The following is a 23,623-nucleotide window of genomic DNA, read 5'->3' as shown; positions in this document are numbered from 1 at the left end:
GCCTTGATTACCAACGCCCTGCCGCATCCTGGTCACTCTGCCTGCCTTCGACCCACCTCGGCCCTTCCTGGGTATTTTCCTTCTTCCAGAACGGCGCCCGGGTCTTGAGATAGTCCATGATGAAGTTGCAGGCATCGAACGCGGCCTGCCGATGAGCACTGGCGACACCCACGAACACGATCGGCTCGCCCGGTTCCAGCGCACCGATGCGGTGCAGCACCTCGACCTTGAGCAACGGCCAGCGCTGCTCGGCCTCGACCACGATCTTGGCCAGGGCCTTCTCGGTCATGCCTGGGTAGTGCTCGAGAAACATCCCCGCCACCTCGCGACCGTCGTTGAAGTCGCGCACATAACCGACGAACCCGACCACCGCGCCCACGCCAACATTGGCAGCGTGCATGGCATTGACCTCGGAACCGGGGTCGAACGCCGCCTGCTGTACCCGTACGCCCATGCTCAACCTCCGGTCACCGGCGGGAAGAAGGCAAGCTCATCGCCGTCCTCGACCGGCTCATCGAGCTTGCACAGCTCCTCGTTACGCGCGCACATCAGGTTCTGCTCGGCCAGCACGGCGTAAACGCCGCCTCTGGCAACCAGCGCCTGGCGCACGTCGTCGAGCACCTTGAAATCCCCTTCCAGACGCTCGGCATCAACGCCAAGCAGCTCACGGTAACGGGCGAAATAGAGGGCCTTGATCTTCATCACCCCTCCACCTTGTAGTGGCCGCTCTTGCCGCCGAGCTTCTCCAGCAGGCGCACCTGCTCGATGACCATGCCCTTGTCCACGGCCTTGCACATGTCGTAGATCGTCAGCGCAGCGACGCTGGCGGCGGTCAGGGCCTCCATCTCGACACCGGTCTGCCCGGCCAGCTTGCAACGGGCAACGATATGCACCACATCTTCGCCTTCGGCAGCCAGCTCGACCTTGACGCTGGTGAGCATCAGCGGATGGCACAGCGGGATCAGGTCGCTGGTCTTCTTCGCCGCCTGGATACCTGCGATGCGCGCCACGGCGAACACATCGCCCTTGGGATGCTCGCCGTCGACGATCATCCGCAAGGTCTGCGGCAACATGCGCACCCGTGCCTCGGCGATCGCTTCGCGCGCAGTCACGGCTTTTTCAGTGACGTCGACCATGTTGGCGCGCCCCTGGGAATCGAGATGAGTCAGCACTGCTCTGCTCCTGTGAAGGGAAAGCAGAGTGTAAACCTGTGGGTCAGCTTTGCGCAGGGGAATGTGTCGGCAGGCTCGGCCTCATCACAGGGCTCGCCCGCCCCCACAACCGTGTGGGAGCGGGCGAGCCTGCGTAATGAGCGCTCCGGGTCTACAGATGCGACTCGGCGTACTCGGCCAGTACCGAACGCGGCACACCCTGCAGGGTGATGTGCACGCCATGGGGGAAGTCCTTGAAGCGCTCGGTCAGGTAGGTCAGGCCCGAGCTGGTCGCGGACAGGTAGGGGGTGTCGATCTGCGCCAGGTTGCCCAGGCAGACCACCTTGGAGCCAGAGCCTGCACGGGTGATGATGGTCTTCATCTGGTGCGGGGTGAGGTTCTGGCATTCGTCGATCAGGATCAGGCTCTGCTGGAAGCTGCGGCCACGGATGTAGTTCAGCGACTTGAACTGCAGCGGGACCCGTTCGAGGATGTATTCGACACTGCCATGGGTGCTTTCGTCATCCATGTGCAACGCCTCGAGGTTGTCGGTGATGGCGCCCAGCCAGGGCTCCATTTTTTCCGCCTCGGTGCCCGGCAGGAAGCCGATCTCCTGGTCCAGCCCCTGCACGCTGCGGGTGGCGATGATACGCCGGTAGCGCTTGCTGACCATGGTCTGCTCGATGGCTGCAGCCAGTGCCAGGATGGTTTTGCCCGAGCCGGCCGCGCCGGTGAGATTGACCAGGTGGATGTCCGGGTCGAGCAGGGCGAACAGCGCCAGGCTCTGGTGGATGTCGCGGGGCTTGAGGCCCCAGGCTTCCTGATGCAGCAGCGGCTCCTGGTGCAGGTCGAGCAATAGCAGCTCGTTCTCGCGGATGCCCTTGATCCAGCCGACGAAGCCTTGCTCGTCGATGATGAACTCATTGACGTGCACAGCCGGCAAGTTGTCGATCAGTTGTACGCGATGCCAGGTGCGGCCCCGTTCCTGGCGGGTGTCGACCTTGCTGACCCGGTCCCAGAAGGAGCCGGTGACCGAGTGGTAGCCCTTCGAGAGCAGGGACACATCGTCGACCAATTGGTCGGTGCTGTAGTCCTCGGCGGCGATGCCACAGGCGCGCGCCTTCAGGCGCATGTTGATGTCTTTGGTGACCAGCACCACGTCCAGGTCAGCCCGCCTGGCACGCAGTTCCAGCAGTTGGTTGATGATGATGTTGTCGTTGAGGTTTTCCGGCAGCAGCCGGTTCGGTTCGTTGCGCGGGCTCATCAGAATCGAAAGGAAGCCCTTCGGCCCGCCCTTGCCACGCTGGATCGGCACCCCTTGTTCGACATCGTTGGGCGATGCATCACCGAGGGTCTGGTCGATCAGGCGAATGGCCTGGCGACATTCGGCGGCGATGGTCTGTTTACCGGTCTTGAGCTTGTCGAGTTCCTCCAGCACCGTCATCGGTATGGCGACGTGGTGCTCCTCGAAGTTGAGCAAAGCGTTGGGATCGTGAATCAGGACGTTGGTATCGAGCACATACAGGATTGGCTGGTTGGAGGAAGGGTTGCGTCCTTGGTCATCCATACTCGGTCACCTTATGTGAAAGCAGGACGGCACAGCTTCGCTGCACCGCAGAGTGACCGCCGTTCTCCCCGTATCCGCGTCGTTACGGGCGGGGAGCGCACCTGGCAAAGGAGGGCCTGGATGACGCCACCTGTGCTGCAGGAATCGGCTGTCTGATCCCTTCATACCGCAAAAGGCGTGACGGAAAAAAGACTTTTTACGCTCCGGTGAAGTTTATTTTGCCGAATGACGAACCGCGCTTGGCGATACGGTGACGGGGGACTACAGTCACTGTTGGACCCTGAATTTCATGCCTAGCGCAGATGCGCGTATTCCATGCAATCCTGCCATCCGATCCCGCTTTGCGCCGTGTGCTGCAACAGCCATTCCAGGGCCGGCTGTGCCTTGGGCAGGGTGTCGTGGAACTGGATTACACCCTTGCGCCATAGCAGCATCAAGGTCATCACCCGCTGGGCCGACTGCTCGGCATCCAGCGCGCCGTCGTCCTGGGCGTCGATGTCCCACAGTGACACCTGCAGCCCTTGCGCCGCCATGAACGCCTCGCCGTCGGCACGACGCTGCCCATAGGGTGGGCGGAACAGCGGCACGTACTGCTCGGGCATCAGGCCCTGCACCTGCGCCTGGCTGCGCCGCAGGGAATCCTGCCAGCCCTGCCACTGGGCGTGGGAGCGATACTCCCAGCCCTGAATCCCCACACACTGTCCAGCGTAGAGCGCCGCGACATTGGCCCCCTGGGCCATGTCGCGGCGCTGCTGCACGCGGTTGCCCAGCACGAAGAAAACTGCGCCCAGCTTTTGCCGGCGCAGGTAATCGCTGAGCAGGTCCGCGTTGCTGCCGACCGGGCCGGGGCCGCCGACGAACGTCAGCAGGAACATCCGGTCGTTGAGTTCATCGCCACTGCGCTCGCCATTCGACAGCCGCTCGATCTCGCTGCTGGTCTGTGGAAACAAGGCCGCCTTGCGCAATTGCTCGTCAAGGTAACGAACGTTGAACTGATGGCTGGGCTCGACCCATTCTTTGTAGAATTCGCCGACATCTGTAGCGAACGTAGCCGAACGCGTACGCAAATCAGCCATCGAATCCAGCGGATAGCAGAACGATGCATCCTGCTCGCAACTAAGCTGGGCCTGCTGGAAGTTTTCCCACAACCGCTGCCACATGCGCGCCCGCACCGAACGGATCACCGCCAGGTTGATCTGCCGCAGCCCCAGGCGCGCCGCCAGGGCGCGCTCATCGAGCATCTCGCTTTCATGCAGCACCTGGGCGAAGGAGAGGATCTGCGCGCGCGATGCCACGTCGAACAGCACCGGGCTGTCGAGTTGCTCAGGCCAATGGCTGCGGTCGAAGCTGACGGAATTGGCTGGAGCGGCCTGCACAGCCAGGCTGAACAACCCGGCCAGCACGGCGAAGGCAATGCGCACGATCGGTTCTCCCTAAACGGATGATGCGCACTATAGCGCCTGCCCAGGCGATGGTCTGTGACTATCGTCACCATAGTTTGGCGTTGCCCTGCTGGCCCCGTAGAATCGTCGCCGACGATTTCAGGAGCCGACCCATGCTGACGGTGATTTCCCCCGCCAAGACCCTCGACTACGACACCCCACCGGTAACCCAGCGCCATACCCTGCCGCAGTACCTGGACGATTCGCAGACGTTGATCACCCAACTGCGCGAGCTGTCGCCAGCGCAGATCGCCGAGCTGATGCACCTGTCCGACAAGCTCGCAGGCCTCAATGCCGCGCGCTTCGGCAGCTGGACCCCAGACTTCACCCCCGCCAACGCCAAGCAGGCGCTGCTGGCGTTCAAGGGCGACGTATACACAGGCCTGGATGCCGAAACCCTTGGCGAGGACGACTTCAGCTATGCCCAGCAACACCTGCGCATGCTCTCGGGCCTTTATGGCCTGCTGCGGCCGCTGGACCTGATGCAGCCCTATCGCCTGGAAATGGGCACCAAGCTCGCGAACGCACGCGGCAAGGACCTCTACGCCTTCTGGGGCACGCGCATCAGCGAATGGCTGAACCAGGCCTTGGCCGAACAGGGCGATGACCTGCTGCTGAACCTGGCCAGCAACGAGTACTTCAGCGCCGTGAAGAAGAATGCGCTGAATGCCCGCGTGATCAACGTCGACTTCAAGGACTTGAAGAACGGCCAGTACAAGATCATCAGCTTCTACGCCAAGAAGGCGCGTGGCCTGATGAGCCGCTTCGTGATCCAGGAGCGTATCAACGATCCCGAACAGCTCAAGCGCTTCGACGTGCAAGGCTACTACTACAGCGCCGAACAATCGAAGCCTGACCACCTGGTGTTCCTGCGCGACCACTCAGCGGACTAGCCCTGCTTCCCCGTCTTGCAGGAGCACCCCAACCAGCGCGCTCCTGCAATCCCCGCCTCAAAAAAGCCAAATTACCGGCGCCAAAAAACAGGCAGGGCTGGGCTTATCGCCAAACGCCATAAGACCGTTCGTAGTTTTTTGACGAATTTTGAAAAAATTTTTCCGATACTGGCATATAACCATCTCATCTTGATTCCGCCCTTTATATATAGGGGCGAAACCCATCCGTGCTATCAGAATGAAAGTATTTCTCACTGAAAAAATATTTAGAAATCTTTCATCTGCCCTGAACGCACCTCGGAACTTCTCCCTTCGCAGATCGCTCATAGCACCCGTAACGAATCACGAGCGTGCAACGTGAGAGATGACTTACAGATGACAAGTAGCAGGTACTCACTACCTGCGCTGATAACTTCGACTACCGCTTCGGTATAACCAAGCGGTCTGTTAAAGCAGGAGAGCCGCGCCCCTTACTAATCGTCCTAGTGGTTGATTTCAAAGGATTTATTCACTTGAAAGAACAAGCACAGCAGCGCACCCGATAACGCGTTGCAATAAAGACGGCTGCATCTCAGGGCACGCCTTTTTATAACTGGCCTTTTACTGCCAATTTGAGCGCATCACTGTTTGCGCTCCGGATTCATTCATGCCTGCGTTCGGTGAAGTGTCAATTCGCCATGGATCCGTGCGCCCGTAAAAGCAGGTCAATCAACCCGGTCCGGTTCTTCGAAAGAGCCGGCGTGATAAACACACGAGGTGAATACGATGCGTATCAGCATCTTTGGTTTGGGTTACGTGGGTGCCGTCTGTGCAGGTTGCCTGTCGGCAAGGGGCCATGAAGTGATTGGTGTGGATGTGTCCACCACCAAGATCGACCTCATCAACCAGGGCAAGTCGCCAATCGTCGAGCCGGGTCTGGAGCAACTCCTGCAGCAAGGCATCGCCAATGGTCGGCTGCGTGGCACCACCGACTTCGCCGAGGCGATCCGCGCCAGCGACGTGTCGATGATCTGTGTCGGCACCCCGAGCAAGAAGAACGGCGACCTGGGCCTGGAATACATCGAATCGGTGTGCCGCGAGATCGGCTACGTGCTGCGCGACACCACCCGCCGCCACACCATCGTGGTACGCAGCACCGTGCTGCCGGGCACCGTGAAGAACGTGGTGATCCCGATCCTCGAGGACTGCTCGGGCAAGAAGGCCGGCGTCGATTTCGGCGTGGCGGTCAACCCCGAGTTCCTGCGCGAAAGTACCGCGATCAAGGACTACGACCAGCCTCCGATGACCGTCATCGGCGAACTGGACAGCGCCAGCGGCGACGTGCTGCAGGCGATCTACGAAGAGCTCGACGCGCCGATCATCCGCAAGCCGATCGAAGTGGCCGAGATGATCAAGTACACCTGCAACGTCTGGCACGCCACCAAGGTGACCTTCGCCAACGAGATCGGCAACATCGCCAAGGCGGTCGGCGTCGATGGTCGCGAAGTGATGGACGTGGTCTGCCAGGACAAGGCCCTGAACCTGTCGCAGTACTACATGCGCCCAGGCTTCGCCTTCGGCGGTTCGTGCCTGCCCAAGGACGTGCGCGCCCTCACCTACCGCGCTGCCAGCCTCGATGTGAAGGCGCCGCTGCTCGACTCGCTGATGCGCAGTAACGAGTCGCAGGTGCAGAACGCCTTCGACATCATCGAAAGCCACGACAAGCGCAAGATCGCCCTGCTCGGCCTGAGCTTCAAGGCCGGCACCGACGACCTGCGCGAAAGCCCACTGGTGGAACTGGCCGAGCGCCTGATCGGCAAGGGCTACGAGCTGAACATCTACGACCAGAACGTCGAGTACGCCCGTGTCCACGGCGCCAACAAGGACTACATCGAGTCGAAGATCCCGCATGTCTCGTCGCTGCTCAACGCCGACTTCCAGAAGGTGGTCGATGGCGCCGACATCATCATCCTCGGCAACCGCGACGAGCAGTTCCGCGCCCTTGCCCAGCAGGCACCGGAAGGCAAGCAGGTGATCGACCTGGTCGGCTTCATGAGCAAGCCCACCAGCACCCTCACCCGCACCGAAGGCATCTGCTGGTAAGCCAGCCCGACGCGGGGCCGGTCGGCCCCGCATTCTCCTGATTCTCGCGACGGATGCTGAACATGCAAAGGCTCCAGACAGTGCTGTTGCAGTGCGCCGGATGGCTGCTCTACATGAGCCTGCTCATGCTGATCGCCCTGGCCCTGCCCAGCGATATCTTCGATTCGCAGTCGAAGCACTTCATCTTCCTGGTCGGCGCAGTCGGCATCTGGCGCTACTCCATGGGCGCCACCCATTTCATCCGCGGCATGATCTTCCTGTACCTGGTCTACCCCTACCTGCGCCGCAAGGTGCAGAAGCTGGGCAAGGCAGCCGAACCGTCTCATGTGTACCTGATGGTCACCAGCTTTCGCATCGATGCGCTGACCACCGCCCAGGTGTACAGCTCGGTGATCCGCGAAGCGATCGAATGCGGCTATCCGACCACCGTGGTCTGCTCGCTGGTGGAGAAGTCCGACGAGCTGCTGGTCAAGAGCCTGTGGGCCAAGTACAACCCGCCCGAGCACGTCGCCCTGGACTTCGTGCGCATCGCCGGTACCGGCAAGCGCGACGGCCTGGCCTACGGTTTTCGTGCCATCTCGCGGATGCTGCCGGACGAAAACGCCGTGGTTGCGGTGATCGACGGCGACACCGTGCTGGCCGAGGGCGTAGTTCGCAAGACCGTGCCCTGGTTCAAGCTCTACCCCAATGTCGGTGGCCTGACCACCAACGAATTCTGCGAAGTGCGCGGCGGCTACATCATGAGCGAGTGGCACAAGCTGCGCTTCGCCCAGCGCCACATCAACATGTGCTCGATGGCGCTGTCCAAGCGCGTGCTGACCATGACCGGGCGCATGTCGATGTTCCGCGCAAGCGTGGTCACCAACCCTGAGTTCATCGCCGACGTCGAAAGCGACTCGCTGATGCACTGGCGCCTGGGCCGCTTCAAGTTCCTCACCGGCGACGACAAGTCGAGCTGGTTCAGCCTGATGCGCCTGGGCTACGACACCTTCTACGTCCCGGACGCGGCGATCAACACGGTCGAGCATCCGCCGGAGAAGAGCTTCGTCAAGGCCAGCCGAAAGCTGATGTACCGCTGGTATGGCAACAACCTGCGGCAGAACTCCCGCGCCCTGGGCCTGGGCCTCAAGCGCCTGGGGCTGTTTACCAGCATCGTGCTGCTCGACCAGCGTGTGTCGATGTGGACCAGCCTGCTGGGCCTGACCGTGGCGGTGATCGCCAGCTTCAAGTTCGGCCTGCAGTTCCTGCTGGTGTACCTGCTGTGGATCGGCATCACCCGCCTGATCCTCACCATCATGCTGCTGTGCTCGGGCCACAGTGTCGGCCCGGCCTATCCGCTGATTCTCTATTACAACCAGATCGTCGGCGCGCTGATGAAGATCTACGTGTTCTTCCGCCTCGACAAGCAGTCCTGGACCCGCCAGCCGACTGCCCTGAAACGTGACCTCGCCAGCTTTCAACAATGGTTCAACACCTGGTCCTCTCGGACCATGACCTTCTCGGCCGCCAGCATCTTCGTCGCTGTGCTGTTCATGGTCGTGTGAGCCCAACCCGGATCGATCCAACAGGAACAAATCGCCATGAATACCGCCGTGAACGTCAACGTCGTGCATGAGTCCGAAGCCCAGCGCCAGCACGCCCGGGTGCGCATCCCGGCCAAGCTGCGCTACCTGGACAGCGAGCGCCAGCCGCAGGATGTGAAGGTCGACGACCTCTCCGCCGGTGGTCTGTCGTTCCATGCCAAAAAAGCCCTCCCGGTCGGTGATGTCGTGCGTGGTCGCCTGCAGTTCGTGGTCGACAACCTGGGGCTGTCGATGGACATCGAGTTCCTGGTGCGCTCGAGCGATCCGCAAAGCGGCCGCACCGGTGTCGAATTCCAGAACCTGGAACCGCGCGATATCGCCACCCTGCGCCACATCATCACCTCCCACCTGTCCGGCGAGCTGATCAGCGTCGGTGATGTGCTCAGTACCCTGCAGCGCGACAACTTCACCAAGGCGCGCAAGCAGAAGGACGCAGGCTCCGGCCTTTCGGCCTTCGGTCGCCTGCGTGCCGTCACCGTCACCCTGGGCGTGTTCGTGGTCGGCATCGCCGCCTTCGGTTTCGTCGCCAAATCGCTGTACGGTCTGTACTTCGTCAGCCACGCCGAGGCCGGTGTGGTCGCAGTACCGACTACCAACGTCACCATGCCCCGCGACGGCAGCATGCAGAGCCTGGTGGAAAACGGTGCGCAGGTGGTCAAAGGCGCGCCGCTGGCGACCTTCAACACCAGCATGCTCGACCTGCTCAAGGGCCATCTGGACGACTCGCAACTGGAGCCAGCCAAGGTCGAGGAACTGTTCGGCAAGCAGCTTTCCGGCACCCTCACCAGCCCTTGCGACTGCGTGGTCGCCCGCCAGCTGGTGGATGACGGCCAGTACGCCAGCAAGGGCCAGGTGGTCTACCAGTTGATCCCGCGCACCACCAACCCGATGGTCGAGGCACGCTTCAGCTATCGCCAGTTCGACGAGGTCAAGCCGGGCACCCGGGTCAACTTCCAGATCGCCGGCGAAGACGAGGTGCGCACCGGTGTGATCGTCGGCAGCGCCAGCCTGGACAACGACAACCTGGCTTCGGACATTCGCGTGCAGATCAAGCCAGACGAGTCGCTGCCTGCAGAGCTGGCCGGCCGCCCGGCTTCGGTGAACAGCGACCGCGGTCCCTCGCTGAACTGGCTGATCGACAAGGCCGTGGCCCGCGGGCTGTAAGAGGGACCGGACGATGAAACCTTTGAACGGTATTTCTTCAGCAGCGCCGATGTTGCCTGCAGTGCGAGGGCTGCGCCCTCGATCGCGGCACGAGGCCGCTCCCACAGGGATCGCGCTCGACACAACAGTTGTGGGAGCGGCGGTTCGGCGCCCCGACTCGTCCCGCGATCGGTTGCGCAGTGCCCGCCCGATGGCCTGGTGCGCCCTGGCTGCCGCCATCACCCTGGCCGGCTGCGTCGGTTTGCCTGACCAGCGCCTGGCCAACGAAGCCCTGAAGCGCGGCGACACCGCCACCGCCGAGGCCAACTACAAGGCACTTGCCGACCTGGGCTACAGCGACGCCCAGGTCGGCCTGGCCGACATTCAGGTTGGCACCCGCGACCCGGCCCAGCTCAAGCAGGCCGAAGCCACCTACCGCGCCGCAGCCGCTACCTCGCCACGTGCCCAGGCACGCCTGGGCCGCCTGCTGGTGGCCAAGCCCGACAGCACCCAGGCCGAACGCGAAGAGGCCGAAACCCTGCTCAAGCTCGCGGCCAGGCAAGGTGAGGGCAACACCCTGATCCCGCTGGCGATGCTCTACCTGCAATACCCGCAGAGCTTCCCGAACATCAACGCCCAGCAGCAGATCGACCAGTGGCGCGCCGCCGGCAACCCCGAGGCGGGCCTGGCCCAGGTGCTGCTGTACCGCACCCAAGGCTCCTACGACCAGCACCTGGCCGAGGTGGAGAAGATCTGCAAGGCCGCGCTGAACAGCACCGACATCTGCTACGTGGAGTTGGCCACCGTTTACCAGAAACGCGCCCAACCCGACCAGCAGGCCGCCCTGCTCGACCAGCTCAAGGCCGCCTATGCCCGCAATGCGGTACCTGCCACACGGGTCGACAGCGTCGCCCGCGTGCTCGCCGACCGTAGCCTCGGCCAGACCGACGAGAAGACCGCCAAGGACCTGCTCGAGCACGTCGCCCCGGCCAACCCGGCATCCTGGGTCAGCCTTGCGCAACTGCTCTACGACTTCCCCGAACTGGGCGACACCGACCAGTTGATGGCCTACATCGACAAGGGCCGCGAAGCCGAGCAGCCCCGCGCGGAACTGTTGCTGGGCCGCCTCTACTACGAAGGCAAGACCGTCCCGGCCGATGCCGTGAAGGCCGAGCAACACCTGCAGGCCGCCGCCGACGCCGGCGAAATCAGCGCCCACTACTACCTCGGCCAGCTCTACCGCCGCGGCTACCTGGGCCATGTCGAGCCGCAGAAAGCGGTGGACCACCTGCTCAGTGCCGCCCGTGGCGGCCAGCTCAGTGCCGACTACGCCCTGGCCCAGCTCTACAGCGAAGGCCACGGCATCCGCCAGAACACCGGCAACGCCTGGGTATTCGCCCAGCTTGCCCAGGCCAACCCGACGCCGCAGTCCAGCGAACTGCTGCAGCAACTCGACCAGCAACTCACGCCCGACCAGCGCAGCCAGGCCCAGCGCCTGCTGGAGCAGGAGAAGAAGGCGCGTGCCGGGATGCTCCAGGCCAGCAACAGCCCGCTGGCCCTGGACGCCCTGCAAGACGAGAAAGACGTAGACGCCGAGGACTCGCTATGACGCTCAATCCCTTCGTGAAAGCCGGTATCGGCCTGAGCTTCGCCCTGCTGTGGTCGCTGCCGACCCTGGCCGCGGAAACCGCAGTGAAGAACTTCGGCCTGGACGTGAAGATCACCGGCCAGTCCGAGGACGACCGTGACCTGGGCACCCGCTCTGGCGGCGACGTCAACGGCCTGGGCCTGGACCTGCGTCCCTGGGTGTATGGCGAGCGCGGCAATTGGAGCGCCTTCGCCATGGGCCAGGCGGTGACTGCCACCGACATCATCGAGACCGACACCCTGCGCCAGAACGACGACGGCACCGCCGTCGACACCGGCGACGACAGCCGCAAGCCGGACAAGAGCTACCTGGCCATGCGCGAATTCTGGATCGGCTACAGCGGTTTCACGCCCTACCCCGGCGAGCAACTGCGCTTCGGCCGCCAGCGCCTGCGCAGCGACGACGGCATGTGGCGCGACACCAACATCGAGGCGCTGAACTGGAGCTTCGACACCACCCTGCTCAAGGCCGACCTCGGTGTCGCCCAACGCTTCAGCGAATACCGCACCGACCTCACCGAGCTGGCCCCAGAAGACAAGGACCGCACGCACGTCTACGGCAACATCGCCACGCAGTGGACACCCGGCCACTGGGTCGGCCTGCGCGCCCACCATACCCATGACAGCGGCAGCCTGAAGAACCCCGGCGAGACCGTCGATGCACTCGACAAGACCCGCACCGGCGACCTCACCTGGCTGGGCCTTGAGGCCAACAGCGACGCCTACAACTGGCGCAACGACCATACCGTCAACTACTGGGGCAGCGTCACCTGGCTGACCGGCAATCGCGACAGCCTCAGCAGCCAGCTGGTCGGCGAAGACCAGGTCGCCACCGGCAAACAGAGCGGCGACGTCAATGCCTGGGCCACCGACCTCGGCATCCGCCTGCGCCTCGACCCGCAGTGGCAGGTCGGCGCGGCCTATGCCCGTGGCAGCGGTGGTGGCGGCAGCGATGGCTCGAACAACTTCGAGCAGACCGGCCTTGAGAGCAACCGCTCCAACTTCACCGGCACCCGCTCGCGCGTGCACCGCTTCGGCGAGGCGTTCCGCGGCGAGCTGGGCAACCTGCAGGCCGCGACCCTGTTCGCCTCCTGGCAGCTGCGCGACGACTACGACGCAAGCTTCATCTACCACAAGTTCTGGCGCGTCGATGGCAACCAGAACATCGGCTCCAGCGGCATCAACGCGGTGGTCAACGACGATGGCATCAACCGTCCGCTGATCAACGGCGAGAAGGACCTGGGCCAGGAGATGGACGTGGTGGTCACCAAGTACTTCAAGCAGGGCCTGCTGCCCGCCTCGCTGAGCCAGTCGATCGACGAGCCGTCGGCCCTGGTACGCCTGCGCGCCGGTGTGTTCAAGCCCGGCGATGCCTATGGCAAGGAAGCGGACTCGTACATGCACCGCGCCTTCGTCGACGTGATCTGGCGCTTCTGAGGCCGGGAGAGGACCGTTATGAACCTGCACCCGAACCTCCGCCACAGCCTGCTCGCCAGCGCCCTGCTGCTGGCCAGCGGCATGGCCGCCGCGGCCCAGCCGGCGGTGATCGCCAAGGAGCTGCAACAGGCCAAGACCTACACCGTCGCCAGCGCGCCGATCGAGCCGCTGCAGATGGATCCGCCCAAGCTGCCCGACCTCTCCGGCTACACCGCGCAGGCCGTGCAACAGAAGATCGACCGCCGCCACAAGGGCAAGGTCAGCGTGCGCCGCATGCTCCAGGAAGAGTCGCTCAAGGAATTCATCGGCGGCGACAACAAGGCCGCCGAGTGGGTCCAGCGCCAGCACGGCATCCCCCAGGCGATCTTCGTCGATGACGGGCATGTCGACCTGGTCGAACTGAGCAAGAAGGTGCCCGCCCAGTACCTGCGCGAAACCGCGCCGGGCGTGTATCTGGCGCGCCTGCCGATCGTGGTCGGGCGCAAGGGCGTGCTGGAGATCGACGGCAAGGTCAAGGAGCTGCGCCTGTCCCAGGAGGGCGGCTCGTTCATCGTCAACGACGGCAAGCTGTTCGTCAGCGATACCCAGGTCACCGGCTGGCGCGAGCAGGCCAACGGCCCGGCGACTTTCCGCTCGCCCAAGGAATTCCGCCCGTTCCTGCTCAGCTGGGGCGGCACTGAGACGTACATCGTCAACAGCAAGATGGCCAGCTTCGGCTATGCCAAGTCCAAGTCGTATGGCGTGAGCATCTCGCAGTACACGCCGAACATGGCCAAGCAGATGGGCCGCCCTGAACCGACCGGTTGGATCATCGGCTCGGAGTTCAGCGACATGTGGTACGGCTTCTACTGCTACGAGACCAGCGACTTCGTGGTCAAGGACTCGACCTACCGCGACAACATCGTCTACGGCATCGACCCGCACGACCGCTCGCACCGCCTGATCATTGCCGGCAATACCGTGTACGGCACCAAGAAGAAGCACGGGATCATCGTCTCGCGTGAGGTCAACGACAGCTGGATCATCAACAACAAAAGCTACGACAACAAGCTCTCGGGCGTGGTGATCGACCGTAACAGCGTCAACAACCTGATCGCCTACAACGAGATCTACCGCAACCACACCGACGGCATCACCCTCTACGAGAGCGGCGACAACCTGATCTGGGGCAACAAGCTGATCAACAACCGTCGCCACGGCATCCGCGTACGCAACAGCGTGAACATCCGCCTGTACGAAAACATCGCCATGGCCAACGGCCTGGTCGGGGTGTACGGGCACATCAAGGACCTCTCCGACACCGACCGCGACATCGCCCTCGACCCGTTCGACACCAAGGTGTCGCTCATCGTGGTCGGCGGCGAGCTGGCGGCCAACGGTTCCGGGCCCTTGTCGATCGACTCGCCGCTGTCGGTGGAACTGTACAAGGTCTCCATGCTCGCCCCGCGCAAGTCCAGCGGCATCAGCCTCAACGGCGTGCTCGGCGAGCGCCAGGACGAAATCCTCGACCTGCTGGTACGCCAGCAGAAGGCCGTGCTGATCGACCCGGTCGAACGCCAGACCGAAATGATCGATTAAGGAAGCCCAGACCATGACCCCACACCTGATGAAACTGCTCGGCCTGTCCGCCGCCCTCCTGGCCATCAGCCAGGGCGTGCGCGCCGAAGACGTGCAGCCGCCAAGCTTCAGCGCCGAGCCGTGCTGCCAGCTGTGCCCCGAGGCCCACGACGCCAGCCGCTACACCACCCGCTACCAGCAGAACTTCACCACCCTGGTGCAGGCCCAGGGCGACTGGCTGTTCCGTACCCGCGAAGACCTGCGCACCGAATTCGACACCACGCCCGGCGGCTACAAGCGTCTGCAGCAGGTGCACGATGCGTTCAAGAAACGCGGCGTGGAGCTGGTGGTGGTCTACCAGCCGACCCGTGGCCTGGTAAACCGCAACATGCTCAAGCCCGAGGAGAAGGCTGCCTTCGACTACCAGAAAGCCCTGCACAACTACCAGGCGATGCTGCAGCGCTTCGCCCGGATGGGCTACAACGTGCCCGACCTCTCGCCCCTGACCAACGAGCAGCTCGCCGCCGCCGATCAGGGCAAGGACTTCTACTTCCGCGGCGACCAGCACTGGACGCCCTACGGCGCCGAGCGCGCAGCGAAGATCGTGGCCGACACCGTGCACAAGATGCCGGCTTTCGAGGGTATTCCACGCAAGGAATTCGAAACCCAGAAATCCGGACGCATGGGCAAGACCGGCACCCTGCACAACGTCGCCGGACAACTGTGCGGCACCAGCTACGCGGTGCAGTACATGGACCAGTTCGCCACCGAACCCAAGGGGGGCGCCAGCGGCGGCGACGACCTGTTCGGCGATTCAGGCAACGCGCAGATCACCCTGGTCGGCACCAGCCACAGTGGCAAGAACTACAACTTCTCGGGCTTTCTGGAACAGTACATCGGCGCCGACGTACTCAATGTCGCTTTCCCCGGCGGCGGCCTGGAAGGCTCGATGATCCAGTACCTGGGCAGCGAGGAGTTCCACAAGAACCCGCCGAAGATCCTGATCTGGGAATTCTCGCCGCTGTACCGCCTGGACCAGGAAACCATCTGGCGGCAGATCCTCGGCCTGCTCGACGATGGCTGCGACGGCCGCCCGGCGCAAATGAGCGCCAGCACCACGCTCAAGCCGGGCAAGAACGAGCTGATGGTCAACGGCAAGGGTGGCGTGATCAAGGACCTGGTCAACCGCAATCACCAACTCGACATCCGTTTCGAGGACACCTCGGTCAAGGTGCTGCAGGCCACCCTCTGGTACCTGAACGGGCGCCACGAGGACATCAAGATCGAAAAACCCGAGACCTCCGACACCGACGGACGCTTCGTCTTCCAGATGCGCGAGGACGAAGACTGGGCCAGCCAGAACCTGCTGGCCCTGGAAGTCCAGGGCCCGGAAAACGGCACCCAGAAAGTCGAGGCCAAGCTCTGCAAACGCAACAACTTCGCCGGCAGCGCGCGTAACACCGCGCAAGCCGGCCAGTGAGGCGAACATGACGACATTGAAGCGAACCTTCAGCCCCGCCCTGCTCGCGCTGGCCTTGTTCGGCGGTGCCGCACAGGCTGCGCTGGTGCCCCCGCAGGGGTACTACGAGGGCATCGAGAAACTCAAGACCAGCGACGGCAACTTCACTTGCGAAGCCGCGCCCAAGCCCTACACCGGCGCGCTGCAGTTTCGCAGCAAGTACGAGGGTTCGGACAAGGCTCGGGCAACGCTCAACGTCGCCTCTGAAAAAGCCTTCCGCGACTCCACCGCCGACATCACCACCCTGGAGAAGGGCGTCAGCAAGATGGTCGGCCAGTACATGCGCGACGGTCGCCCGGCCCAGCTCGATTGCGTGCTGACCTGGCTCGGCACCTGGGCGCGCGCCGATGCGCTGGAGTCCACCGATTTCAACCACACCGGCAAGTCCATGCGCAAATGGGCGCTGGGCAGCATGAGCGGCTCGTGGCTGCGCTTGAAGTTCTCCAACTCCCAGCCACTGGCCGCGCACCAGGCCGAGGCCGAGCTGATCGAGAAGTGGCTCGCCAAGCTGGCGACACAGACCGTGCGCGACTGGAGCGACCTGCCGCTGGAGAAGATCAACAACCATAGCTACTGGGCGGCCTGGTCGGTGATGGCCACGGCAGTGGCCACCGACCGGCGCGACCTGTTCGACTGGGCAGTGAAGGAATTCAAGGTCGGCGCGAACCAGATCGACGACCAGGGCTTCTTGCCCAACGAGATCAAGCGTCGCCAGCGCGCGCTGGCCTACCACAACTACGCCCTGCCGCCGCTGGCGATGATCGCCAGCTTCGCTCAGGTCAACGGCGTGGACCTGCGCAAGGAAAACAACTTCGCCCTGCAGCGTCTGGGCGAAGGCGTGCTGGCAGGCGCCCGCGACCCGGTGCACTTCGCCCAGCGCGCCGGGGTCAAGCAGGACCTCAAGGACCTCAAGGTCGAAAGCAAGTACGCCTGGCTCGAGCCCTGGTGCGCGCTGTACCAGTGCGTCGGCGACACCCTCAAGCGCAAGCACGACATGCAGCCGTTCAACAGCTTCCGCATGGGTGGCGACATGACCCGGGTCTACGACCCGAGCGCTGAAAGCAAAAAATGAAGTGACCCCTGTGGGAGCGGGCTTGTCCCGCGATTGCGTCCGACTGGACAACACCGGCGAATCGACTGACGCAATCGCGGGACAAGCCCGCTCCCACAGGGACCAAGGTGATCCCCCGCATTTTCGTGGGGGGTTTGGGGGGCGCTGTGCCCCGGATGCTGTGAACAAAAAGGAGAACCGGGATGGTCTTCTCGTCCAACGTGTTCCTGTTCCTGTTCTTGCCGGTTTTCCTCGGCTTGTACTACCTGAGCGGGAACCGCTATCGCAACCTGCTGTTGCTGGTGGCCAGCTACATCTTCTACGCCTGGTGGCGGGTAGACTTCCTGGCGCTGTTCGCAGGCGTCACCCTGTGGAATTACTGGATCGGTCTGAAAGTCGGCGCTGCCGGCGTGCGCACCAAGCCGGCCCAGCGCTGGCTGCTGCTGGGCGTAGGCGTGGACCTGGCGATCCTCGGCTACTTCAAGTACGCCAACTTCGGCGTCGACAGCCTCAACGCGATCATCAGCTCGTTCGGCCTTGAGCCGTTCATCCTCACCCACGTGCTGCTGCCGATCGGTATCTCGTTCTACATCTTCGAGTCGATCAGCTACATCATCGACGTGTACCGCGGCGACACCCCGGCCACGCGCAACCTGATCGACTTCGCCGCGTTCGTGGCGATCTTCCCGCACCTGATCGCCGGCCCCGTGCTGCGCTTCAAGGACCTGGTCGATCAGTTCAACAACCGCACCCACACCCTGGACAAGTTCTCCGAAGGCTGCACGCGCTTCATGCAGGGCTTCATCAAGAAAGTGTTCATCGCCGACACCCTGGCGGTGGTCGCCGACCACTGCTTCGCCCTGCAGAACCCCACCACCGGCGATGCCTGGCTGGGCGCGCTGGCCTACACCGCGCAGCTGTACTTCGACTTCTCCGGCTACAGCGACATGGCCATCGGCCTGGGCCTGATGATGGGCTTTCGCTTCATGGAGAACTTCAAGCAGCCCTACATCAGCCAGTCGATCACCGAGTTCTGGCGGCGCTGGCACATCAGCCTGTCGACCTGGCTGCGCGACTACCTGTACATCACCCTGGGCGGCAACCGCGGCGGCACCTTCGCCACCTACCGCAACCTGTTCCTGACCATGCTGCTGGGCGGCCTGTGGCACGGCGCCAACTTCACCTACATCATCTGGGGCGCCTGGCACGGCATGTGGCTGGCGATCGAACGCGCGCTGGGCATCGACACCAACCCGCAGCGCTTCAACCCGATCAAATGGGCCTTCACCTTCCTGCTGGTGGTCGTCGGCTGGGTGATCTTCCGCGCCGAAAACCTCGAAGTGGCCGGCCGCATGTACGGCGCCATGTTCAGCTTCGGCCAGTGGCAGCTGTCGGAACTCAACCGCGCCCAACTCACCGGCCTGCAGGTGGCCACGCTGATCGTCGCCTACCTGACCCTGGCGTTCTTCGGCCTGCGCGACTTCTACCGCAACGCAACGCCACCGGCCGCCCCGCGCATTCCGGCGCAAGTACATGGCGACGGCACGCTGAGCCTGGACTGGAGCCGGGTCATGACCCGCGCCCTGGTGCTGCTGCTGTTCGTGGCCTCGATCCTCAAGCTTTCGGCGCAGAGCTACTCGCCGTTCCTGTACTTCCAGTTCTGAGGTGGATGACATGAACCGCACACTTCGCATCACCTATTCGCTGTCGTTCCTCGGTCTGCTGGTAGGCCTGGGCGCCTGGTCGGTCGCGGGCCTGGAGAGTTTCAACCGCACCGGGCAGATGACCCTGCTCGACGGCAAGCTGGCCAAGGCCGCTGAAACCCACTACGACGAACAGTTCCCGATCAAGCGCCTGGGCACCAACCTCTGGGCCGCACTGGACTTCAAGCTGTTCAACGAAGGCCGCCCCGGTGTGGTGCTGGGCCGCGACCAGTGGCTGTTCAGCGATGAGGAATTCAACCCCACCGCCAACGCCGACCAACTGATGCAGGACAACCTGGCGCTGATCCGCGGCGTGCGCGACACCCTGCAGCGCCAGAACATCGAGCTGGTGCTGGCGATCGTGCCGGCCAAGGCACGGGTCTATGCCGAGTACCTGGGCAAGGAGACGCCCGCCAGCCTGCACGGCGAGTTGTTCAACCAGTTCCATGCCCAGGCGCGCCAGGCCAACGTGTTCGCCCCCGACCTGCTCGCCCCGCTGGAGCAGGCCAAGGCCCGTGGCCAGGTATTCCTGCGCACCGACACGCACTGGACGCCAATGGGCGCCGAAGTGGTTGCCCAGTCCATCGCCGAAGGCGTCAAGCGCCAGCAACTGCTCGACGGCCAACCCCAGGCCTACATCACCGAGGCGGGCAAGACTGCGCCATACAAAGGCGACCTGACCAACTTCCTGCCGCTCGACCCGCTGTTCAGCAACCTGCTGCCAACCCCGGACAACCTGCAGCAGCGCACCACTCGCCCGGCGCAAGCCGAGGGCGGCGACGGCGATGCGCTGTTCGCCGACAGCGCCATCCCGGTGGCACTGGTGGGCACCAGCTACAGCGCCAACCCGCACTGGAACTTCCTCGGCGCCCTGCAACAGGCGCTGCACAGCGACGTCGCCAACTATGCCGAGGACGGCCACGGCCCGCTGCTGCCGATGCTCAAGTACCTGCAGAGCGACGCCTTCAAGAACACCCCGCCACAGGTCGTGGTGTGGGAGTTCCCCGAGCGCTATCTGCCAATGAAGAACGACCTCAGCAGCTTCGATCCGCAGTGGATCGCACAACTGAAGAACACCCGTAAATCCGAAGAAAACCTGGCCCTTTCGTCCAACCGGACGGACCACTGAAAGAGAGGAACACGCACATGACTCACAAGCCATCCATCGCCAAAGCCCTCACCCTCGCGGCCGGCCTTTCCCTGGCATCGCTGCAGGCCTTCGCCGGTGCCGACGCCGCACTCTATGGCCCTAGCGCCCCGAAAGGCTCGACCTTCGTGCGCCTGTACAACGCAAGTTCCGCGCCCACCGCGGCCTCGGTCGGCAATACCCAGATCAAGCAGGTCGGTGCCCAGGCCAGCAGCGACTTCAGCTTCCTGCCTGGCGGCGACTACACCGCCCAGGTCGGCGGCAAGAGCGTGCCGGTCAAGCTGGCCTCGGACAAGTACTACACCCTGGTCAACAACAACGGCGGCAACCCGCAACTGATCGAGGAGCCACCGTTCAAGAACAAGCAGAAAGCGCTGGTGCGCGTGCAGAACCTCAGCGACCAGTCGCTGACCCTCAAGACCGCCGACGGCAAGACCGAAGTGGTCAAGCCGGTGGCCGCCAAGGGTCGCGGCGAGCGCGAAATCAATCCGGTCAAGGTCAACCTGGCCCTGTTCGACGGCAACAAGAAAGTCAGCGACGTCAAACCCGTCGCCCTGGAGCGCGGCGAAGCGGCCGTGCTGTATGTCACCGGTTCCGGCAACAGCTTGTCGCCGGTATGGGTAACTCGCCCCGTGGCTAGCAACTGATCCCCCTGCCTCTAAACGACTATTGGAGAAACATGATGATCCCGGTAATTCTTTCTGGTGGTAGCGGTTCGCGTCTGTGGCCTCTGTCGCGCAAGCAGTTCCCCAAGCAGTTCCTGGCGTTGACCGGCGAACACACCCTGTTCCAGCAGACCCTCCAGCGCCTGGTGTTCGAGGGCATGGATACCCCCATCGTGGTCTGCAACAAGGACCACAAGTTCATCGTCCAGGAGCAGTTGGCGGGCCTGAAGCTCGAAACCCAGGCCATCCTCATGGAGCCCTTCGGGCGCAACACCGCGCCAGCGGTGGCGATGGCCGCCATGAAACTGGTCAACGAGGGCCGCGACGAGCTGATGCTGGTGCTGCCCGCCGACCACGTGATCGAGGACCAGAAAGCCCTGCAACGCGCCCTGGCCCTGGCCACCGTGGCGGCCGAGCGCGGCGAGATGGTGCTGTTCGGCGTGCCGGCGACCAAGCCCGAGACCGGCTACGGCTACATCCGCTCCAGCCAGGACGCCCTGCTGCCAGAGGGTGTGGCGCGGGTCGCGCAGTTCGTCGAAAAGCCCGATGAGAAACGCGCCAACGAGTTCGTCCGCGCTGGCGGCTACTTCTGGAACAGCGGCATGTTCCTGTTCCGCGCCAGCCGCTTCCTCGAAGAGCTGAAAAAGCACGACCCGGACATCTACGACACCTGCCTGCTGGCCCTGGAGCGCAGCGACGAAGAGGCCGACGTGCTGAGCATCGACGAAGCCACCTTCGCCTGCTGCCCGGACAACTCCATCGACTACGCGGTGATGGAAAAGACCCAGCGCGCCTGCGTGGTGCCGCTGTCGGCCGGCTGGAGCGACGTGGGCTGCTGGTCGTCGCTGTGGGATGTGCACGAGAAGGACGACAACGGCAACGTCACCAAGGGCGATGTGGTGGTGCAAGACAGCCACAACTGCATGATCCACGGCAACGGCAAGCTGGTGTCGGTGATCGGCCTTGAGAACATCGTCGTGGTCGAGACCAAGGACGCGATGATGATTGCCCACAAGGACAAGGTCCAGGGCGTCAAGCAACTGGTCAACACCCTCGACCAGCAAGGCCGCAGCGAGACGCAGAACCACCTCGAGGTGTACCGTCCGTGGGGCTCCTACGACTCGGTGGACATGGGTGGACGCTTCCAGGTCAAGCACATCACCGTCAAGCCAGGCGCCAGCCTGTCGCTGCAGATGCACCACCACCGCGCCGAGCACTGGATCGTGGTCAGCGGCACCGCCGAGGTGACCTGCGACGAGAACGTGTTCCTGCTCACCGAGAACCAGTCGACCTACATCCCGATTGCCTCGGTGCACCGCCTGCGCAATCCGGGCAAGATCCCGCTGGAGATCATCGAAGTGCAGTCCGGGAGCTACCTGGGCGAGGATGATATCGAGCGCTTCGAGGATGTGTACGGGCGCACCTCTACGCCGGTCGAACGTGGGGTTTCGGTGAAGACCATCGCGCAGTAACGGCAGCGCTTTCATCGCGGAACAAGTCGCAGCGGCGGTTCGCCGCTGCGACGTGTTCCGCGATGGCGTTTTTGAGCCATGCGTCATTTCCCGCTACGATGATCGAACCGCCCAACCAAGGCCTGCACCCTCATGATCATCGGCGCCTTTCTCATCCTCACCTGGCTGGTCCTGCTACTGCGCTACCCGGCCAAGGCCCTGCCGATTTCCATGGCCGCCGTGTGCGGCCTGGGCCTGGTCGCACTGCTCGTGGTCTGGCAGGACAGCCGCGAAGCCTCGCAACTGGCACGTCTCGATCTGCGCCTGAGCTATGCGCCCGATCAATGCCCCGCCGACCGCGCCCTGCAAGTACGAATGAAGAACGGCAACAAGGTGCCGCTCACCGAGCTGCGCTGGCGGGTTGCCGCCTACACCCCGGGCGATACGGTCAACCTTGCCGAAAACACCTATGCCGCGCCGCGCTATCGTGGGCCCGGTGAGCTGCAGCCGGGTGCCGAATGGACAGACTGCCTGCCATTGCCACCGCTGCGCTCTGGCTATCGTGCGCAGACCCTGGAGTTTCGTGCCGAGCACCTGCAGGGTACATTTGCCAATTGACCGGGCGCCTGCACCGGCCTCTTCGCGGGCAAGCCCGCTCCCACAGTCTGAGGAATTGTGCAGTACCTGTGGGAGCGGGCTTGCCCGCGAAGAGGCCGGCGCAGACGCTGTACGTCCCACCTGACAGCAGACCCTGACCATGCCCACCGTTCTCATCACCGGTTGTTCCAGCGGCATCGGCCGCGCCCTGGCCGATACTTTCCGCGATGCCGGCCACCAGGTCTGGGCCACCGCCCGCAAAGCTGAAGATGTCGAGCGCCTCGCCGCCGCAGGCTTCGTCGCCCGGCAACTGGACGTCAACGACCCTCAGGCCCTGGCACGACTGGCCGAGGAATTGCCGGAACTCGACATCCTGATCAACAACGCCGGCTACGGCGCCATGGGCCCGCTGCTCGACGGCGGCGTCGAAGCCCTGCAGCGCCAGTTCGAAACCAATGTGTTCTCGCTGGTCGGCGTGACCCGCGCCCTGTTCCCGCTGCTGCGCCGCTCCAAAGGCCTGGTGGTGAACATCGGCAGCGTGTCCGGAGTCCTGGTCACCCCCTTCGCCGGGGCCTACTGTGCCTCGAAGGCCGCCGTGCATGCGCTCAGCGACGCCCTGCGCCTGGAGCTGGCACCGTTCGGGATCCGGGTGATGGAAGTGCAGCCCGGGGCGATCGCTTCGCAGTTCGCCAGCAATGCACAGCACGAAGCCGAGCAGGTACTGGCAGCGGATTCGCCGTGGTGGCCGTTGCGCGAGCAGGTGCAGGCCAGGGCTCGCGCCTCGCAGGACAGGCCGACCCCAGCGGCGACCTTTGCCCAGGGATTGCTGGGAGCCACACGCAAGACGCCGACACCGGCGCTGGTGAGGCTGGGCAATGGCAGCACCGCCTTGCCGTTGATGGCACGGCTGCTGCCGCAGCGGTTGCTGGACAAGGTGTTGCGCAAGCGCTTCGGGTTGTTGCGCCCGCTTTGAAGCAGTAGTGGATTC

General features: G+C 63.7%; 20 protein-coding genes. 15 read left to right on the top strand and 5 right to left on the bottom strand.

Annotation, left to right across the window (positions count from 1 at the left end; genetic code table 11):
- Positions 1-7 precede the first annotated feature (7 nt).
- The 5 genes from moaE to APH44_RS24090 all read right to left on the bottom strand — a co-directional run bounded on the left by moaE (position 8) and on the right by APH44_RS24090 (position 4,139).
- On the bottom strand, positions 8-454 hold the full coding sequence (gene moaE / locus APH44_RS24110; protein WP_054894925.1) for a molybdopterin synthase catalytic subunit MoaE: 447 nt from the start codon (positions 452-454) through the stop codon (positions 8-10).
- 2 nt (positions 455-456) lie between these two features.
- Complete coding sequence (locus APH44_RS24105) at positions 457-702, bottom strand: MoaD/ThiS family protein (protein WP_054894924.1); 246 nt, start codon at positions 700-702, stop codon at positions 457-459.
- The gene (gene moaC, locus APH44_RS24100) at positions 702-1,172 is read right to left on the bottom strand and encodes a cyclic pyranopterin monophosphate synthase MoaC (protein ID WP_054894923.1); all 471 of its coding nucleotides are present in this window, start codon (positions 1,170-1,172) and stop codon (positions 702-704) included. The genes APH44_RS24105 and moaC overlap by 1 nt, the downstream gene beginning before the upstream one ends.
- A gap of 151 nt (positions 1,173-1,323) precedes the next feature.
- Positions 1,324-2,718: a PhoH family protein gene (locus APH44_RS24095; RefSeq protein ID WP_054894922.1), complete on the bottom strand. Its 1,395-nt coding sequence runs from the start codon at positions 2,716-2,718 to the stop codon at positions 1,324-1,326.
- Positions 2,719-3,011: 293 nt separating this feature from the next.
- Positions 3,012-4,139, bottom strand: a complete 1,128-nt coding sequence (locus APH44_RS24090; RefSeq protein ID WP_054894921.1) for a polysaccharide deacetylase family protein — start codon at positions 4,137-4,139, stop codon at positions 3,012-3,014.
- 134 nt (positions 4,140-4,273) lie between these two features.
- On the opposite strand from APH44_RS24090, the gene yaaA reads away from it, so the two are divergent.
- The 15 genes from yaaA (at position 4,274) to APH44_RS24015 (ending at position 23,608) form a co-directional block, all read left to right on the top strand.
- Entirely contained in the window at positions 4,274-5,053 is a 780-nt protein-coding gene (yaaA, locus tag APH44_RS24085; RefSeq protein ID WP_054894920.1) for a peroxide stress protein YaaA, read from the top strand.
- 765 nt (positions 5,054-5,818) lie between these two features.
- On the top strand, positions 5,819-7,135 hold the full coding sequence (locus APH44_RS24080) for a nucleotide sugar dehydrogenase (protein WP_054894919.1): 1,317 nt from the start codon (positions 5,819-5,821) through the stop codon (positions 7,133-7,135).
- Between the two features lie 62 nt (positions 7,136-7,197).
- On the top strand, positions 7,198-8,679 hold the full coding sequence (locus APH44_RS24075) for a glycosyltransferase family 2 protein (RefSeq protein ID WP_172964813.1): 1,482 nt from the start codon (positions 7,198-7,200) through the stop codon (positions 8,677-8,679).
- 36 nt (positions 8,680-8,715) lie between these two features.
- Positions 8,716-9,882, top strand: coding sequence for an alginate biosynthesis protein Alg44 (locus APH44_RS24070; protein WP_054894917.1), 1,167 nt, complete (start codon positions 8,716-8,718; stop codon positions 9,880-9,882).
- 190 nt (positions 9,883-10,072) lie between these two features.
- Positions 10,073-11,470 carry an alginate biosynthesis TPR repeat lipoprotein AlgK gene (gene algK, locus APH44_RS24065; protein WP_054894916.1) on the top strand — a complete coding sequence of 466 codons (1,398 nt, stop codon included), beginning with the start codon at positions 10,073-10,075 and terminating at the stop codon, positions 11,468-11,470.
- Positions 11,467-12,945, top strand: a complete 1,479-nt coding sequence (locus APH44_RS24060) for an alginate export family protein (protein ID WP_054894915.1) — start codon at positions 11,467-11,469, stop codon at positions 12,943-12,945. Before algK ends, APH44_RS24060 begins: the two co-directional genes overlap by 4 nt.
- An 18-nt stretch (positions 12,946-12,963) precedes the next feature.
- Positions 12,964-14,523: a mannuronan 5-epimerase AlgG gene (gene algG / locus APH44_RS24055; protein ID WP_054894914.1), complete on the top strand. Its 1,560-nt coding sequence runs from the start codon at positions 12,964-12,966 to the stop codon at positions 14,521-14,523.
- A gap of 13 nt (positions 14,524-14,536) precedes the next feature.
- Entirely contained in the window at positions 14,537-15,982 is a 1,446-nt protein-coding gene (locus APH44_RS24050; protein ID WP_054894913.1) for an alginate O-acetyltransferase, read from the top strand.
- A 7-nt stretch (positions 15,983-15,989) separates the two neighbouring features.
- The gene (locus tag APH44_RS24045; protein WP_054894912.1) at positions 15,990-17,093 is read left to right on the top strand and encodes a mannuronate-specific alginate lyase; all 1,104 of its coding nucleotides are present in this window, start codon (positions 15,990-15,992) and stop codon (positions 17,091-17,093) included.
- Positions 17,094-17,275: 182 nt separating this feature from the next.
- A complete protein-coding gene (locus APH44_RS24040; protein ID WP_054894911.1) occupies positions 17,276-18,736 on the top strand; it encodes an MBOAT family protein in 1,461 nt (486 codons plus the stop codon).
- A gap of 10 nt (positions 18,737-18,746) precedes the next feature.
- Positions 18,747-19,904, top strand: coding sequence for an alginate O-acetyltransferase (locus tag APH44_RS24035; protein WP_054894910.1), 1,158 nt, complete (start codon positions 18,747-18,749; stop codon positions 19,902-19,904).
- 17 nt (positions 19,905-19,921) lie between these two features.
- The gene (locus APH44_RS24030) at positions 19,922-20,569 is read left to right on the top strand and encodes an alginate O-acetyltransferase AlgF (RefSeq protein ID WP_054894909.1); all 648 of its coding nucleotides are present in this window, start codon (positions 19,922-19,924) and stop codon (positions 20,567-20,569) included.
- A gap of 35 nt (positions 20,570-20,604) precedes the next feature.
- On the top strand, positions 20,605-22,059 hold the full coding sequence (locus APH44_RS24025) for a mannose-1-phosphate guanylyltransferase/mannose-6-phosphate isomerase (protein WP_054894908.1): 1,455 nt from the start codon (positions 20,605-20,607) through the stop codon (positions 22,057-22,059).
- A gap of 132 nt (positions 22,060-22,191) precedes the next feature.
- Positions 22,192-22,656 (top strand): hypothetical protein, encoded by a 465-nt coding sequence (locus tag APH44_RS24020; protein WP_054894907.1) that lies wholly within the window; start codon positions 22,192-22,194, stop codon positions 22,654-22,656.
- Between the two features lie 139 nt (positions 22,657-22,795).
- The gene (locus APH44_RS24015; protein ID WP_054894906.1) at positions 22,796-23,608 is read left to right on the top strand and encodes an SDR family oxidoreductase; all 813 of its coding nucleotides are present in this window, start codon (positions 22,796-22,798) and stop codon (positions 23,606-23,608) included.
- The last annotated feature ends 15 nt before the right edge of the window (positions 23,609-23,623 follow it).

It is taken from the genome of Pseudomonas sp. NBRC 111143 (assembly GCF_001320965.1).
In the GTDB taxonomy this organism is placed as follows: Bacteria; Pseudomonadota; Gammaproteobacteria; order Pseudomonadales; family Pseudomonadaceae; genus Aquipseudomonas; species Aquipseudomonas machongensis.
The sequence above is the reverse complement of the archived record's forward strand: the minus strand, read 5'-3'. Positions and strand labels throughout refer to the sequence as shown.

Coding starts and splice junctions, on each gene's coding strand:
- moaE (WP_054894925.1), bottom strand. CDS start 454: ATGGGCGTACGGGTACAGCAGGCGGCGTTCGACCCCGGTTCCGAGGTC.
- APH44_RS24105 (WP_054894924.1), bottom strand. CDS start 702: ATGAAGATCAAGGCCCTCTATTTCGCCCGTTACCGTGAGCTGCTTGGC.
- APH44_RS24095 (WP_054894922.1), bottom strand. CDS start 2,718: ATGGATGACCAAGGACGCAACCCTTCCTCCAACCAGCCAATCCTGTAT.
- yaaA (WP_054894920.1), top strand. CDS start 4,274: ATGCTGACGGTGATTTCCCCCGCCAAGACCCTCGACTACGACACCCCA.
- APH44_RS24080 (WP_054894919.1), top strand. CDS start 5,819: ATGCGTATCAGCATCTTTGGTTTGGGTTACGTGGGTGCCGTCTGTGCA.
- APH44_RS24075 (WP_172964813.1), top strand. CDS start 7,198: ATGCAAAGGCTCCAGACAGTGCTGTTGCAGTGCGCCGGATGGCTGCTC.
- APH44_RS24070 (WP_054894917.1), top strand. CDS start 8,716: ATGAATACCGCCGTGAACGTCAACGTCGTGCATGAGTCCGAAGCCCAG.
- algK (WP_054894916.1), top strand. CDS start 10,073: ATGGCCTGGTGCGCCCTGGCTGCCGCCATCACCCTGGCCGGCTGCGTC.
- APH44_RS24060 (WP_054894915.1), top strand. CDS start 11,467: ATGACGCTCAATCCCTTCGTGAAAGCCGGTATCGGCCTGAGCTTCGCC.
- algG (WP_054894914.1), top strand. CDS start 12,964: ATGAACCTGCACCCGAACCTCCGCCACAGCCTGCTCGCCAGCGCCCTG.
- APH44_RS24050 (WP_054894913.1), top strand. CDS start 14,537: ATGACCCCACACCTGATGAAACTGCTCGGCCTGTCCGCCGCCCTCCTG.
- APH44_RS24045 (WP_054894912.1), top strand. CDS start 15,990: ATGACGACATTGAAGCGAACCTTCAGCCCCGCCCTGCTCGCGCTGGCC.
- APH44_RS24040 (WP_054894911.1), top strand. CDS start 17,276: ATGGTCTTCTCGTCCAACGTGTTCCTGTTCCTGTTCTTGCCGGTTTTC.
- APH44_RS24035 (WP_054894910.1), top strand. CDS start 18,747: ATGAACCGCACACTTCGCATCACCTATTCGCTGTCGTTCCTCGGTCTG.
- APH44_RS24030 (WP_054894909.1), top strand. CDS start 19,922: ATGACTCACAAGCCATCCATCGCCAAAGCCCTCACCCTCGCGGCCGGC.
- APH44_RS24025 (WP_054894908.1), top strand. CDS start 20,605: ATGATCCCGGTAATTCTTTCTGGTGGTAGCGGTTCGCGTCTGTGGCCT.
- APH44_RS24020 (WP_054894907.1), top strand. CDS start 22,192: ATGATCATCGGCGCCTTTCTCATCCTCACCTGGCTGGTCCTGCTACTG.
- APH44_RS24015 (WP_054894906.1), top strand. CDS start 22,796: ATGCCCACCGTTCTCATCACCGGTTGTTCCAGCGGCATCGGCCGCGCC.